This is a genomic window from Pseudomonas sp. B15(2017) (assembly GCF_002113215.1).
Taxonomy (GTDB): domain Bacteria; phylum Pseudomonadota; class Gammaproteobacteria; order Pseudomonadales; family Pseudomonadaceae; genus Aquipseudomonas.
Genome location: NZ_NEJZ01000001.1, coordinates 388,691 through 403,829, shown reverse-complemented (window position 1 = coordinate 403,829; position 15,139 = coordinate 388,691). Strand labels below are relative to the sequence as shown.

The 15,139-nt window shown below is 60.5% G+C and carries 9 protein-coding genes; 3 read left to right on the top strand and 6 right to left on the bottom strand.

Going from position 1 to position 15,139, the window contains the following annotated elements; genetic code table 11:
- Positions 1-59 precede the first annotated feature (59 nt).
- On the top strand, positions 60-5,786 hold the full coding sequence (locus tag CAF73_RS01770; RefSeq protein ID WP_085701751.1) for a membrane-targeted effector domain-containing toxin: 5,727 nt from the start codon (positions 60-62) through the stop codon (positions 5,784-5,786).
- Between the two features lie 117 nt (positions 5,787-5,903).
- Here the strand turns inward: CAF73_RS01770 and CAF73_RS01765 are convergent, their stop codons facing one another.
- The 6 genes from CAF73_RS01765 to CAF73_RS01740 all read right to left on the bottom strand — a co-directional run bounded on the left by CAF73_RS01765 (position 5,904) and on the right by CAF73_RS01740 (position 13,952).
- The gene (locus tag CAF73_RS01765; protein ID WP_085701750.1) at positions 5,904-6,272 is read right to left on the bottom strand and encodes a DUF6124 family protein; all 369 of its coding nucleotides are present in this window, start codon (positions 6,270-6,272) and stop codon (positions 5,904-5,906) included.
- Between the two features lie 325 nt (positions 6,273-6,597).
- Complete coding sequence (gene mvaD, locus CAF73_RS01760; protein WP_085701749.1) at positions 6,598-7,599, bottom strand: diphosphomevalonate decarboxylase; 1,002 nt, start codon at positions 7,597-7,599, stop codon at positions 6,598-6,600.
- On the bottom strand, positions 7,596-8,657 hold the full coding sequence (locus tag CAF73_RS01755; RefSeq protein WP_085701748.1) for a mevalonate kinase: 1,062 nt from the start codon (positions 8,655-8,657) through the stop codon (positions 7,596-7,598). Before CAF73_RS01755 ends, mvaD begins: the two co-directional genes overlap by 4 nt.
- Positions 8,658-8,659: 2 nt before the next feature.
- Positions 8,660-9,889: a hydroxymethylglutaryl-CoA reductase gene (locus CAF73_RS01750; RefSeq protein WP_176247693.1), complete on the bottom strand. Its 1,230-nt coding sequence runs from the start codon at positions 9,887-9,889 to the stop codon at positions 8,660-8,662.
- Positions 9,890-10,055: 166 nt separating this feature from the next.
- On the bottom strand, positions 10,056-12,467 hold the full coding sequence (locus CAF73_RS01745; RefSeq protein ID WP_085701746.1) for a glucose/quinate/shikimate family membrane-bound PQQ-dependent dehydrogenase: 2,412 nt from the start codon (positions 12,465-12,467) through the stop codon (positions 10,056-10,058).
- A gap of 123 nt (positions 12,468-12,590) precedes the next feature.
- A complete protein-coding gene (locus CAF73_RS01740; RefSeq protein ID WP_085701745.1) occupies positions 12,591-13,952 on the bottom strand; it encodes a carbohydrate porin in 1,362 nt (453 codons plus the stop codon).
- A 300-nt stretch (positions 13,953-14,252) separates the two neighbouring features.
- Here CAF73_RS01740 and CAF73_RS01735 point away from each other — a divergent pair, with 300 nt between their 5' ends.
- Positions 14,253-14,483: a VF530 family DNA-binding protein gene (locus tag CAF73_RS01735; protein WP_007956650.1), complete on the top strand. Its 231-nt coding sequence runs from the start codon at positions 14,253-14,255 to the stop codon at positions 14,481-14,483.
- A 1-nt stretch (position 14,484) separates the two neighbouring features.
- Complete coding sequence (locus tag CAF73_RS01730; protein ID WP_085701744.1) at positions 14,485-15,123, top strand: Pr6Pr family membrane protein; 639 nt, start codon at positions 14,485-14,487, stop codon at positions 15,121-15,123.
- The last annotated feature ends 16 nt before the right edge of the window (positions 15,124-15,139 follow it).

Sequence of the window (15,139 nt, the reverse complement as noted above, 5' to 3'; positions counted from 1 at the left end):
CCTTGTCAGGACTGCCCTTCGCCATGCTGCGCCCTCATTCTCAACATGGACGTGTGCCAATGAGTATCACCACCCCTCCCACACCCGAAGAGATCAAAAACGATCTCAACGTGATCGCCCATTATTTGTTCAATACCCAAACCCCATTGCTTCCCGAACAGAAACCGACCAGCGAACAGGCCTTCCTGAAACGCCTCGATGAGCAACTGAAAACCTACCGTACAAGCTACCTGCAACGCAGTCGCGCGCTGTATCAGGTGGTGGAAAACAGCGATCTGAAAAGCGCCGACGGCAAAAAGTTGATCGCAACGCTGAAAAACGGACTGGCTAGCCAACTGGCCGGCATGGACATGCGCGACCGCATCGACGGCAAACCGGCGAAAAGCTTCCTCGTATATGACGCGGGCTTCACCGCCATCGGCAACGAAGCAAGGCAAGCCGTCAGCGACCGCCTGCTGCACCCGCAAGCCGGCGAGCTTCTCCAAAAACTCAATAGGGTACCTATGCTGCGTCCAGCCACTTACGCGCTGCAGTTCAGCTACCAGGACACCATCGTCGAGCTGGCCGGCGCCTTCCTCGTCACGGAAAAAAACAACCGTCAGGTCAAGGATCTGCAGACAGACCAAGGCATGGGTTACGCGTTGCTGTTCACCCCCGCAAGGGGCATCGAATTCTTCAATTCCCTGGCTGATCTCGACAACCAGTTGCGCGCGTCACTGAACCAGGCCAGTGCAAGCCAAGAATTCATGCACATGCTGCCGACGCGCTATCACGCTGTGGGCGCAGCAGGTATCTGGCCGCTGTCGCTCGTACCGATCGACAGCAAGCCCTTGTTCGAACACATCTACGATGCGCTGATCGAAAAACGTACGCAGGATATCGAGCGCGCCTTGAGCTTCTCCGATAACCCGCTGCAAGACCCCACGCTATTGCTCGCGGCCCTGGAGCGCGCAATTGCCGCCGCATTGCCGGATCTCACGTCGCGTATGGAATTGCGCGCGCAATCCTTGTTCGAACGCCATCTGCGCGATAGCGCACCGCACTGGTATCGGAGCGCCAGCACTGCGCAAAAAAACGCACTGACGCAGCACCTGCGCAACTACCAGCAGAGGCGGCAACACCTGCTCGACCTGATGGGACCGGCAGGCAGCCTGACGGCCCTGGCCCGCCAGCAATGGCTGGAGCGCCTGAGCGAAGATCTGGAAATCGACGATATCGAGCCCGAAAAATTAAGCCTATCCACCGTTCGTCAAGTACCGGGATACGGTAATTATGTGCAACAAAGCAGTTTGCTTGAGCTGACCTTGCGCGGCCCGCACACCGGCGATGAATTACCGGACTCGGCGTTTTTGAAGCACACCACCCTCACTTACAATGACGAGCCTTTGCCACCAGCCTACGCTGACGTGACACCAGCGTGGCTGATCAAGCAAGCCCTGGAACTGCAGCCTCGAACTGATTTCTATGACTTGCAAAAAGCGCTACAGGCCAGGCCTGCGATCAAGTCCGCCATCGAGCAGATGCTCGATCACCGTATCGTCGCCCTCGCTCACACGGCAGTGCTGCAAGGGCATCTGCTCGACAGTGACCTGCAACTGATCCAGCGCCTGCGTGACGGCCGCGATTCCCGCCTGCGCGCCGCCACCGTGTCGCTGCACGGCGCACAGTTACAGGACTTGTGGGTGCTGTGCCAGAACGATGACGGCGGCGCGATCAAACGGTTGTTGCTGTGTACGCCAGAAGCGCCGCGAGAGCAGCAATTCCAGGCTTTCGACAGTGAGCTCGAATGCCAGACTCACTTGCTTGGCTGGGCCCGGCAAAGTGTCGCCGACAGCATGGCCGGCTATCTGATCCGTCGCGCGCCCATGCGTTTTCGCCAGAAGGTGCGCCAGGTGTTGTCCGGACTGAGTTTCAAGCCAGAGGCGCACGAGCATCACAAGGTCACGTTCGCTCACGGCAGTCATCTTGATTGCCTTGGTGCGATGGCCAGGCACATGCTCGCTACACGGACCGACGACTACGATTTCAGTACACCGTTGTGGTATCGCTCGACCACCTCCGTCAACCGCCGGAAACTGACGACCCATGGCGAAGGCGCCGACGGAGTCTTGCGTGCGTTCATTAGCCACGCCTTGTCGGGCAGTCGCTTTCCGACCTTTGATGACTATGTGCACGAGCAAGCAAAAATAAGCTTGAATCGCTTGCTCAAACGCACGGCCAACGATGTCGACCCGGATACCGTCTGGGCATTCTCGCCGACCTCCATCATGCCCTCGTGGACACCGGCACCTTTGACGTACACGGAGCTTTATCGCGACGGTTACGCCGACGGCGTCGGTTTTCTCGATGAAAAATTTTCCCGCTCGGCGCGCTTCAGAGGTCCGCAGGGGATCGATATCAGCAACCTGACCGCAGAGAATGTCGCGCGTTCGGTCACCGGTGTATGGATCGGCCAACGCTACATCGACAAAGTCAAGGCCGAGCTGCAAAGTTCGACAAGCGAAGGCTATGACTTCAGGCGTAATGCGACCCTGGCGATTACCCGGCTCCAGATGAAAAACGCCGCGCTGGAGTGCCAGCTGCAAGGCCATATTGCCAGTCATGACCTGCAATGGCTGGAGCGCAGTATTGACAGTATGGGTGAGACTTCAGGTGCCACGCGCACCAATTATGCGCTTCACCGTCTGATGATCGACGGCGAGTGGGTGATCGATACGTGGCTGTTCAGCCACGGCGACAACCCGGTCCTGCTCTACACACCCGATGCGCCCGACGGCGTGGTTTTTCGCGAGGCGCGGCTGTTCAACTACCTGCTTAAACAGCTGTCCGGCATGCTCGAATACCTGGTCTCGCGAGTCAGCGTCAGCGCCCGGCCCCGTGTAAGCAAGTACCTTGAAAATATCAGGAAGGAGCTGCCCGCAGGCCTCAATAAAACGACACCCAGCCCTGCGCGTTACGACTCGACCCACGCGGTCGCGGCAGTCAGTGATCTGCGCTTTGCCCTTTACAACATGAAGCTGCAACGTCGGATCGACGACGTTAACGCGACCACCACCAGCCGTGCCGGAATGATCGCCGGTCTGGTATGGATCACTGTCGAACTGTTCACCGCCATTGCCACTGCGCCGTTTCCGCTGCTGAGCCTGAGTAGCGGTCTGCTGTTGGCTTTCAAGGACGGCATGCTCGCCCTGCACGCCTATCGCCAGGGTGACCACGGTGAAGCTTTTGAGCATTGGCTCGGCTATCTGTTCAACAGTGCCGGGGCGGTACTGACCGACCTGCGTCCGATGTTGAAACCGCTCAAACCCACACGCAGTCTTTTGCTGCCACGCCTCTCCAGTGCCAGCGCCAGAAATCAACTGGAACATGTCATGGCCGTGATTGATGACGTGGCACCCCAACCTCATTTGAAAGACATGCATGTGGTGTCTTTCAGAAACCAACTGTTCTATACCAGGAACAGTCCTGACGAACTCGGTCGTTATTTGCTCTATCGGTTCAAGCCGGATTCCAGCGAACTCGTTTCTACCGGCATTCTGACCGTGCGCAATTCCGATGGCGTTCTGGTACGTAGTGGCATGGTCGGTGGAGCGCCCAAGTATGAGCCTGTACCAGAGACCCCCGGACCGTATAAGGACTATGGCGTAGAGCCCAAGTACCGGGAACGCATCGAAACGGTGATGAATCCGCAAACCCGGCAGAACATCCTCCTGCGCAGTCAGGACGATATAGCCATCACGCCCGCCGTCGTCATGGAAGGCGCCGCCCATGAGCTTGCCTCGACACGCACCGCATACCTCAAGCAGGTCGAAAAGCTCAGCGCAGACGCCACTGCTCATTTCGCCGGACTTGCCCCGCTGGCAGCCCGCGCCGAAGTCCCGGCAGTCGCCGGCGACCTGTCATTTGCCCGGTTGATCGGCAGCGATACTGTCAAAGGGAAAAATCTGGTGATCGGCGCCCGGCCCGATTCGATCGCCAGCAAACAACTGCTGATCGATAATCTGGACGCACTCGTCAGTCACGGCTACAAGCGGCTTTACGTGGAATACCTGGCGGGTGATGTCTTCAATATCAAGCTGGCAAAAATGAACAAGGGTGGAACCTGGAAGCACATCAAAACTCATCTTGAAGCCGTCGACCGTGCACTGGGACATGAGAAAGACGCACCACACTCGTATCTGGCACTGGTGCGTGCGGCTCGCGAAAAAGGTCTGAAAATCCATGCGCTGGATGCTTCGACCAGCTACAACCTGGACGGGGCTCTGGTCCTGGCCGATGTCTCGCCATTGACCCCTCGAAGCAACCTCATCAGAAATTTCTATTCACACAAGACGCTGGCCGCCGATATCGCCGATGCGCCCGAGGAGCGCTGGGTGGTTCTCACTGAACAATCACGCATGTGCACCTCCGACGAAACCCCAGGCCTGGCTGACCTGCATGCTGCTGTCGCCGTGCGTGTAGAAGACGTTGCCCTGGATCAGTCAGCACGTATCAGCCTCGATTCGGCCGGGACAAACGCGGGGGATGCGGCTGCCAAGGGCGATTATCGTGTGCAATGGCCGACGGCATACAAGGCTCCCCAGCCCGTCTCCAGGCCCGCTCCGATTACTTCTGTTGTCGAGCATTTCAGCGACTACGATATCCCGGCCTCCCTGCGTGACGATATCGCGAACATGTTGCACCAACGCCATGCCTTGGATTCACGTTATTCCCCGTCCGCACCTAAAGAAAGACCGGCGCATGATGCATTCATCACCAACCGCGAGCGTCTCGGGAAAAAAGCCCGGGACACTTTTGCTCAGTACACTCCCCCCGCAGCTGCCAGGCTCCCGACAATCACCTCAGACACCTCATTCGAAGGTTTTTTGCGGCAGTTGGCTGACGGACGCTTGAACCTGCTGATCGGCGAGGCCCATAGCGACGTATCGAGCAAAGTGCTGCTGAAAAAACACATGAAGGCGCTCAAGCAAGCCGGGTATGACACGCTGTACATGGAGCATCTGTTCACCGATCTGCATCAGGCTGACCTGGATGTTTTTTACCGGACACAGCGCATGCCGGACCGACTGAAGGCTTATCTGCGCGTTCAGGACCGTGGCCAGATGCCCACCCATGCCGGTAACGATACGTACACAGAGGTCTGTCAGGCGGCGGCCAAGTACAACATCCGTATCAGGGCACTCGATTGCACGGCGTCGTACCACGTCAAGGGCTTGCGTGACACCGATATTTCTCGCAACGAGATGTTCAGCTATTTCGCCACTCAGGTGATCAAAGCCGACCAACTGGCACACGGACCGCATAAATGGGTGGCCCTGATCGGCAGTGCCCACACCAATTACAACCTGGGTGTACCGGGGCTGGCGGATACCCTCTCGGCAGTCAGTCTCCATGTGCGCGACACCGCTCCGGAACTGGCCAAAGGTATCCATCGCGGGGGGTGGGAAGTTGTGGCCGGCAGGATGGGAACCGCTAGCCGCGCCCTGCGCAGCGATTTCTTGATGGAGGTGGCCGTCGCCGGAGGGGAAAAACCAGTCCCGGTGCAGTCTGTCAGCCGCAGCAAACTGACCGGTGCCGGGATGTTCATGATCGACAGTTCAGACACGGGTGCGCTCCGTCTGGTGCATAAATCCAGGACCGGTGAAATCGTCGAGACACCGATCCAGGTCAACGATCACGGCTTGCTGTTCATTGATCGTTGGGAGAAAAAAGATAAGCGATTCAAATACCTGCAGAACTTGATCAATATGCTTGAACACGATCTGCAAATGATCAGGGTGAGATAAAAACCGGCTGGCTCCGGGCATTGTCAAAAAACAACGGATTTGACGGTCGGAAGGGCTCGTGGTGCCTCAGGCAGAACGCACCACAAGCCCTTCTTCGCGCAGCGGTATTTTCAATAATCAGGTTGGATACCGATCGACCTCAACATTATCCAGCACCCGATTCACCGCCAGTTCAGCCAGCATGATGATTTGCTGAATGGCCAGAATCGTCCGCCGCTGCGGGAGGTCGATGTGTGCGGCGATGTCGCTGGTCATGAGGCTGGCCTGTGCCAGTGATTCGCAGGCGTGCACCAGCAGGCTTTCGCTGTCCTGATCGGGGGCGACCTGGAACATGGTGCTGGGTTTATGGAAGCGCAGGGTGGTGGCGTTGGGTTTCAGGTAGTGGTCGAGGGCGCGCTCGGCGGCTTCGTGGAGTTTTTTGGAATCTGGCGATTCGTAGGGCGATGCGTCGTTTGATTCGGGGGGATTGGGTGTTGGTTTTTTCATGGTGAATACTCAGTTGGTGAAGTTGGAGCTGCCTTCGATTGCCGCGACGCAATCTGAGGTGGCAGCTGTACGCGGGTTCGCGGACCGATAACTGAGGAATCGGCATACCTCCAGAGAAGGTATCCCGCGCACAGCCGCCATGACACAAACAACAGGCACCGGGGTGCCGTGAGGTTGGCGATTATGCATCAGTTATCGGGCCGCGACGCCCCATCGCTGAATGTTTCAGCGACCCTGAAAGCCTATCCACCCCGTTTCCTAGGGACAACCGACGCGACTTGTCGGAATCATCCCCAAAAAACACCCCGTCTGTAGGACGCAAGTTTCAAAACAGATGCTGCTCCAGCCGCCGGGGCCCGTCGCCCGCTCTATCGAGTATCCAGCGCTGGATGTCAGGCAGTTTGCGCAGTGCAGCAAACACGCGGGGGGAATGTTGCGGCGTGCACAGCACATGTACGTTGGGGCCGGCATCGAGGGTGGCGCAGACGTCCAGGCCTTCGCGACGCAGTTGGCGGACCTGTTCCAGCACGGCCAGTGTCGCCGGGCGCCAATAGAAAACCGGTGGCTGCGAAGTCATGGCGATCAGGTGCAGTTCGATGGCTTCGCGCTCCACGGCATCGGCCAGTCGGGTGAAGTCGCATTCGAGAATGGCGCGGTGCACTTGTTCCAGACGCTCCGGCAGCAGCTTCAAACGGGTCGGATAAAACTCGCTGCTGGTGGCCAGCAGATGACCCTGGCGGGAACTGACGGTTTTGTGTCGGGCATCGACCACAGCGATCAGGTCATGCAGTGGCCAGTGCCGTGCGGGAGCGATTTGCAGGGCCGGCCCCGAAAGCAGCTGCGCATTGCCGGGCCACTGCACAAAACCACCGCAGACCGAGCGCGCCGCCGAGCCGGAGCCGGACAGGCGCGCCAGATCGCTGAGGGTGGGATGCGTCAGCGAGTGTCCGCGATACACGGCAAATGCCGCCGCAAGTGCGCTGAAACCCGCTGCCGACGAGGCGATGCCGGCGCCGGTCGGGAAACTGTTGGTGGTTGCGATGCGAAGCGGTTGCCAGTGATCGAAATGTTCGCGCAAGGCGTGCAGGTGATGTTCGATCCCGGCGCGCAGGGTGGGATCGGCCGGTACCAGTGCGCCTTGCCTGTTTTTCCATAGAAATTCATCGGCCGAGCCACCGGGCAATGGCGCCAGCGTGCAGATACTGACGCAGCGGCTCAGGGTCATCGAAAGCGAGGCGTTATTGGGCAAGGTGTTGTGAGCGTCGCGCATGCCCCAATACTTGATCAGTGCAATGTTGGCCGGGGACGAGACGCTGGTGCGATTCATGAACGGATGATCTCGAGTCCCGCCACCGCGAGCGGTGCGTCGATTCGCTGATACCGCGAAAGCTGCGGCACCTCTTCTGCGCCCATCACCAGCAGTGCCCCGGCCTGGTGACCGGTCAGGGCTCCCGCGCCGCAGATTTTGGCTGCTCCTCCTGCGTTTTCTATCGAGCGAATCAAGCGGGCGACGGCGGCGGGGACGACGCCCAGCTTTTCCAGATCCGCCTGGTAATCGCGTATCACCGCACGAAGCGTTTCCGGCATCGGTCGCGATTGTTGCAGCAGCGAACAGAAGCGCTCGGTATTGCGTTGCATGCTGGCCAGTAATGGATTGTTGGCGCCTTCGAGCCGGTATCGGGTGGCGGCGATGACTTGGCCGGTGCTCTCGCGGGCGGTTCCGGTGTTGAACACTCGCAACGTGCCGGGCGGCAGGAGCACAGGGCTGTCGGGTAGCGTGAGCAGATTGAACGGGCCCTGCGCGTCACGCCGGCCTATGACAACCGAGCCCAGCAGGCTGGTGTTGTGGTCGATGCCCGAGGGTTCGCCGTGCTGATAGCGTTCTACCGCCAGGGCCAATTGCTCGAGCGGACAATCGGCTTCTGTCAGCCGGAACAGCTGCGACAGTGCAGCCATGAGCGTGACGGCCAGTGCGCCGGAGCTGCCGAAGCCGGCGCCGGTCGGAATCTGTGATTGCACCCGCAGGACAAAGCCCTGCCAGTTGGCGGGCGCGAGTCGCAGCAGGATTTCACCCATGGCGCATTTGATCAGGTGGTCGGGGGCGCTGACGTTGAGTCGCGCAAAACTGGAGGTACTCGGGACGCGCCGATAATGCGCCCAGGCCAGACGAACATGGCGGATGTAGTCGGCCAATTGCTCGGGGTCATAGCGGTGCTGGAACGCAAGGTCGGGCAGTTGCACGTCGATCTGCCGACTCTCGTGCGGGGATATCCACACGTTGCAGTAAAGCCCCACGGCACAGGCAATGGCCGGACATCCATGCAGCGCGGCATGTTCCCCCATCAGGATGATTTTGCCGGGCGCTCTGGCATGGATCACGGGCATGCTCAGCGCCCCAATCGCTGATGGACTGAAACCAGCTGATGCGAGGCTTGGGCGGCCATGATCGACAGTTCCCCCGCGAGTACCAGCGCACCGAGAATTTCCGCCAGCCGCCGGGTGTCGACGCCTGGTTTTTTACTGCCCGGGACGATCCCCATCAAGGCCAGGGCTTCGCGCTGGGTGGACAACCCGGTACCGCCGCCGACTGTTCCCAACGGCGTGTCCGGCAACAGGACCGAGGCGTAAATGGCTCCGTGTTCACAGGCTTCGATACAAGTGATGCCTACCGCACTTTCGGCCACCTGAGCGACATCCTGACCGGTGGCGATGAAAAACGCGGCGAGGATATTGGCGTGATGGGCGTTGTGGCCGATGGCGCCGGCCATGGCGGAACCGAGCAGGTTCTTGCGGTATTGCAGTTCGCACAGGTCGGTGGAGTTGGTTTTGAGAATATCGCGCAGGATATCGGCGCTCAGGTGGGCTTCGGCATGAATGCGCTGGCCGCGCCCGTTGAGGAAATTGACCATTGCCGCTTTTTTATCGGTGCAATAGTTGCCCGAGATGCTGATGCAGCGCACGCCTGTTTCCGGGCTGATCAACTGGATAATCGCTCGGTCGCAGGCAAGGGTTGCCATGTTCATGCCCATGGCATCGGCGCTGTGGAAGCGAAAACGCAGGTAAATCGTTCTGCCGACCACTGCCGGCACGATTTCCTGCAATTGCAGATAGTGGCTGTCCTGTTCGCAACATTGCTTGATCTGCGGGTAGTGGTCGCGAATCCAGGCGAGAAAGGTTTGGGCCTGTTCAATGCCGCTGGTGCGAAACACAGGCGCGCGGGTAATGCCCACGTCCTCGACCCGCACTACGGCGCCGCCGGCGGCATGCAAGGCGCGGCAACCGCGCGAGGTGCTGGCGATCAGCGCGCCTTCGGTGGTGGCCATGGGCACATAGACCGGTTCCTGAGCCGTAATGGCCTGGCCTTTGACAAGCAGCGGTCCGGCGACACCCAGCGGAATCTGTATGGAGCCGATGCGGTTCTCGCAATGAACCGGTCGCGTGTCGTGCTGATATTCGCCGATCGCCTGCAGGGACGACCCGTTGATTCGTTGCAGGGCCTCGCGTCGTATCAGGTTGGCTTCATCGGGCGCAAGGTGTGCGGGCAACTGATGGAGCCGGGTCTGTCCGTTGACCAGAGACTCGATCCAGTGGTTGCCAAAGTGGTGGGGGGCGGACATCGCTGGCTCCATGATTCAACCGCTTCTCAGGGTTGATGATCGGAGCAAATGAGCAGAACCGCGCCTGTCAGAGTTGACAGTCTTTTATATCGATTGGCGATTGGCGCCCACAAAAAAGGCGACACCCTTGGCAGGGCGTCGCCTTTGCTTTTACCGCCTCTAAAACTTATTCCGGCAGTTTGTACGCAATCACATAGTCACCCATCTTGGTGCCCAGCGAACCGTGACCGCCGACAACGAGCAGAACGTATTGCTTGCCGTCCTTGCCGGTGTAGGTCATCGGGGTCGCCTGGCCGCCGGCCGGCAGACGCGATTTCCACAGTTCCTTACCGGTGTTCACGTCATAGGCGCGCAGGTACTGGTCGAGGGTGCCGCTGAGGAAGCCGACGCCGCCGGCAGTGACGATCGAGCCGCCCATGCTTGGCACGCCCAGGGTGAAGCCGATCGGGATTGGCGAGCTGTCGCGGCTGGTACCGTTTTTGCGTTTCCAGACGACTTTGCCGGTGGTCAGGTCGATACCGGCGACGTAGCCCCAGGCCGGGGCCTGGCACGGTACGCCGAGTGGCGACATGAACGGGTGCATGATCACCGCATATGGCGCGCCGGTGTTCGGTTGCACGCCAGCGGTTTCGCTCTCGCGCTTGCTGCCGGCGGCGACTTTTTCGCGCGGCACCATTTTCGAGACGAAGGCCATGTAGTTCGGGCTGGTGAACAGCATCTGGCGAACCGGGTCGACCGATACGCCGCCCCAGTTGAACACGCCGACGTTACCCGGATAAATCAGGCTGCCCTGTTCCGACGGAGGCGTGTATTGGCCTTCGTAGCGCAGTTCCTTGAACTGGATGCGGCACAGCATCTGGTCGAACGGGCTGGCGCCCCACATGGCTTTTTCGGTCAGTTCCGGGGCCAGCAGGTTCAGGTCCGAACGGGCCTGGGTCGGGGCGGTGTGGTCGCCTTTCACGGCGCCTTGCGGAACCGGGATCTCGCGGATCGGGATGATCGGCGTGCCGTCACGACGGTCGAGGACGTACAGGCTGCCCTGTTTGGTCGGGGCGATCAGTGCAGGCTTGATGCCGTCGGCGGTTTTCATGTCCAGCAGGGTTGGCTGGCTGCCGACGTCCATGTCCCACAGGTCGTGGTGGGTGAACTGGTAGTTCCAGCGCACTTTGCCGGTGGCCAGGTCCAGGGCGACGACGCCGGCGCTGAATTTCTCGGCGCCCGCGGTGCGGTCGGCGCCCCACTGGTCTGGCGTCTGGTTGCCCAGTGGCAGGTAAACCATGCCGAGTTTTTCATCGACGCTGGCCAGCGACCACATGTTGGCCGAGTTGCGGCTGTAGGTCTCGCCCGGGGCCAAAGGCTCGGTGGCGTCAGGCTTGTCGCTGTCCCAGTTCCACACCAGGTGACCGTCGCGCACGTCGAAGGCGCGGATCACGCCCGATGGCTCGTTGGTCGATTCGTTGTCGGTGACATGGCCGCCCATGATCACCAGATCACGGGTGATGGCGGCTGGCGAGGTGGAGTAGTAACCACCGGCGGTGAACGGGCCGATGCCTTGGGTCAGGTCAACCACACCGTTGGTGCCGAAGCCTTCGCAGATCTTGCCGGTGTCGGCGTTCAGTGCGATCAGGCGGGCATCGGCGGTCGGCAGGTACAGGCGACGCGGGCAGGCCTGGGCGACGGCTTTGCCGGCTTCGGAGATGACGGCGGACGCAGCGTTTTGCGACTTGGCGTACGCGGCTTCGTCGTAGTACGACACGCCACGGCAGGTCATGTGGGCGAAGCCCTTGAAGCCGACCGGGCTCTTGATCTGCGGGTCGAAGCGCCACAGTTCCTTGCCGGTGTCCGGGTCCAGCGCCAGCACTTTGCTGTGGGCGGTGCAGGCGTAGAGCATGCCGTTGGCTTTCAGCGGGGTGTTTTCGTTGGTCAGCTCGACCGGGTCATCAGCGCTCGGCAGGTCGCCGGTCTGGATGCGCCAGGCTTCTTGCAGCTTGCCGACGTTGGCCGGGGTGATCTGCTTCAGAGGCGAGTAGCGATCACCGAACTCGGTGCGGCCATAGGCCTGCCAGTCGCCGTCGGGCATGGCTGGCGCGGTGCTGGTGGTACCGGCGGTGTCGCGACCCAGTTCGCCGAAGGTTTCGCCCGGGTGGGTGAACAGGCTGGCCAGAGCGGTGACACCGGCCAGAATCACGGCCACGGTCAAACCACCGGTGCCCATCGGCGCAGGGCCTGCGAGCAACAGCGGACGACGGAACCACGGCAGCAGCATCACGAAACCGAGGACAAACCACAGCGCCAGACGCGGCACCAGTTGCCACCAGTCCAGGCCGACTTCCCACAGCGCCCAGACGGTGCTGGCGAACAGCACGATGGCGTACAGGCCCAGTGCTGCGCGACGGCGCATCAACATCAGAATGCCGGTCAGCGTGATGCCGATGCCGGCCAGCAGGTAGTACAGCGAGCCGCCGAGCGTGCTCAGCTTGATTCCCCCGGCCAGCATGGCCAGGCCCATCAGTAGAAGCAGAATGCCGAGCAGGTTCGGCAGAAGACGGCTTCGACTCGAAGCACCTTCAGTGCTCATAGTGTGATTCTCCGTGACGTTTATGTAGTCCCGCGCTGTAGTCACTGTAGATGACGATTTGGCGTGGGCATGGTTCAAGTAAAACTTGTGTAGCTAGCTAAATTTCGTGTGGGGCGGTGTCGATCAGAACGACGACTGGATCTTGATCCCGCCGATCAGCGCGTCATCGACCTTGTCCACGCCGCCCGGATGGCGGATGTATTGCAGGTTCGGGCGCACGGTCAGCCAGTTCGTCACGTGCACGCCGTAATAGAGTTCGGCGCTGTATTCGGTGTCCTGCGGCGGCAGGTAGGACGGATCGTCGTAGTCGTAGACGGCGCGGGCCTGGTTGGTCGCTTCGGCGTTCTTGCGATAGGCCGGATTGACGTGAACCCGAGCCAGAGCGAAACCGATGTCGTCCCTGGCGCGGGCGTCGAACAGGCCTTTGTAGACCACGCCGGCCTGGACGTAGTTGTCGATGGCGTTGGTCTTCTTGTCGTGCATCGTGCCGTTGGCGAACACGCTCAAGCCGCGAGAGTTGTCGCTGGCGACGCTGGTGATCTGCTGCTGCACGCCGAGCCACACACCGTGTTTGCTTGAAGCGCTGCGATAGGCTTCGCCGCTCAGGGCCGCCGGCTGGCCGTTGCTGTCTTTATAGGCGTCGGTGGCCTTGGCGTTGCTGTAGTAGTAACCGGCGCGGTATTCGCCCGGCAGGCCGTTCAGTTTCGGCTTCCACACCAGTTCGATCGGCAGGATCGCGCCCTGGGTGCCGCTGCCGCTGAGCTTGAAGCCGTTGCCGCGATCGAGGTTCGACGGGTTCTGTTCATAGGCGCCGACTTGTGCGTACAACTCCGGCGTCAGGTGATATTTGACGCGCAACGCCCATTGGCTGACCGGCCAGTTGTACCAGATGCCGCCGACCCAGTTGCCGACCTGCGAGCCGCAGAACGCCAGGTTTTGGAAGTCGCACGGGAAGCTGTTGAAGTCTTCGCCTTCGCCGAAGCGGCCGACCTTGATGTCGAGTTTCTGGTCGAAGAATTTCTGCTGGTACCACATCTGCGTCAGGCGGGTGGTCTGGCCACGGCCCCAGACTTCCTGGGCCGAGGTGAAGCCACCGACGCGCGGGTCGTTGATGCGGTCGTTGCTGATGTTGTTGCCGCTGCGTTTGGTCACGGTCAGCTGGAATTCTGCGTCATCCCAGCCCAGCAGTTTTTGCAGGTCCAGATGAGTGCCGAGGCCCCATTGGTCGCTGTAGCGCGCGGTGCGGTCGTGGTCGTAGCCGCCGTGCAGGTTGCTGCCCATTTCACCGGTGTAGTCGAGCTTGAAGTCGATGCCTTTTGCCGAGAGTTCGCTGCGGGTGCCGTTCCAGTCACCGAGCATCCACGGTGATTCACTGTCGAAGGCCGAGGCGGCCTGGGTGCAGGTGGCGAGGCCAAGGGCGGTGCAGCCGCCGATCAGGCGCAGGGTTGAGATAGCGCTGTCTCTGGAGAGCGGAAAATCGGGCATTGAATAGGTCTTTCTTGATCTTTTTGGGGGATAAGCTGGCCGCTACGATTTGACGCAGGCAGTGAAGCGATTCAGCAGAAGGGCGGCAGGATAATGTCCTGTTACAAAAACACAAAGTGCTTTTGCAGACATGAACCCTTTCGGATTCGGTAACAGTGCGGCAATCGATCACATTGCCCGGGATGATGGAGCCTGCGATCTTGTGCGGTTCACCTACATTTGAAGGAAGGCCTTCCACCGGCTCTGCCCCTCGGCTAAGGTGCGCGGCTTCTGCATTTTCACTTCGCCCAAAGGCCCGGCATGAACGACCACAATCCCGATCCGCTGCACGGCGTGACCCTCGAACAAATCCTCAATGCACTGGTAACCCACTACGAATGGTCGGGCCTGGCCGAGCGCATCGACATCCGCTGCTTCAAGAGCGATCCGACCATCAAGTCGAGCCTGACCTTTTTGCGCAAGACGCCATGGGCGCGGGAAAAGGTTGAGCGTCTGTACGTGAAGCTGATGCGCACCAAGCGACCGCTCTGAGATGAACGCCCCATGGCGGCGACGCCTGATCACTTCGGTCGCGGTGCTGGGCTGGGCCGGGCTGGGGATTCAGCTGTACCTGATTTTCTTCGCACGGCTGAGTGTCGGCGCCAGCCTGCTGGGCGGGCTGGTGAGTTTCTTCAGCTACTTCACCGTGATCACCAACACCCTGGTGGCGGTGGTGCTGACCTGCGCGGTGACCCATCGCGAATCCGCTGCGCGCCAGTGGTTTCTGCAACCCCGGGTCAGCAGCGGGATTGCCGTCAGCATTGCGGTGGTGGGCCTGGCCTACAGCATTCTGCTGAGACATCTGTGGCATCCGCAGGGCTGGCAGTTTATCGCTGACGAATTGCTGCACGACGTGATGCCGCTGCTGTTTCTGGCTTATTGGTGGTTGTGTGTGCCGAAGGGCACCCTGCGTCTGAAGCACCTGCCGCTGTGGCTGATCTATCCGCTGGTGTACTTCGCCTATGCGCTGTTGCGCGGGCATTTGCTGGGGGCTTACGCCTATCCGTTCATTGACGTGGCGCTGCTGGGTTATCCACAGGTGTTCGTCAATGCCGGGGGGATTCTGCTGGGCTTTGTGCTGATGGCGTTGCTGGTGATCGGGCTTGATCGCTGGCAAGGGCGGCGCCTTTAACCGCGCCGCCGCGCGT

Excerpts from the sequence above, each read along its gene's own strand:
- CAF73_RS01770 (WP_085701751.1), top strand. The coding sequence starts at position 60 with ATGAGTATCACCACCCCTCCCACACCCGAAGAGATCAAAAACGATCTC.
- CAF73_RS01765 (WP_085701750.1), bottom strand. The coding sequence starts at position 6,272 with ATGAAAAAACCAACACCCAATCCCCCCGAATCAAACGACGCATCGCCC.
- mvaD (WP_085701749.1), bottom strand. The coding sequence starts at position 7,599 with ATGAATCGCACCAGCGTCTCGTCCCCGGCCAACATTGCACTGATCAAG.
- CAF73_RS01755 (WP_085701748.1), bottom strand. The coding sequence starts at position 8,657 with ATGCCCGTGATCCATGCCAGAGCGCCCGGCAAAATCATCCTGATGGGG.
- CAF73_RS01750 (WP_176247693.1), bottom strand. The coding sequence starts at position 9,889 with ATGTCCGCCCCCCACCACTTTGGCAACCACTGGATCGAGTCTCTGGTC.
- CAF73_RS01745 (WP_085701746.1), bottom strand. The coding sequence starts at position 12,467 with ATGAGCACTGAAGGTGCTTCGAGTCGAAGCCGTCTTCTGCCGAACCTG.
- CAF73_RS01740 (WP_085701745.1), bottom strand. The coding sequence starts at position 13,952 with ATGCCCGATTTTCCGCTCTCCAGAGACAGCGCTATCTCAACCCTGCGC.
- CAF73_RS01735 (WP_007956650.1), top strand. The coding sequence starts at position 14,253 with ATGAACGACCACAATCCCGATCCGCTGCACGGCGTGACCCTCGAACAA.
- CAF73_RS01730 (WP_085701744.1), top strand. The coding sequence starts at position 14,485 with ATGAACGCCCCATGGCGGCGACGCCTGATCACTTCGGTCGCGGTGCTG.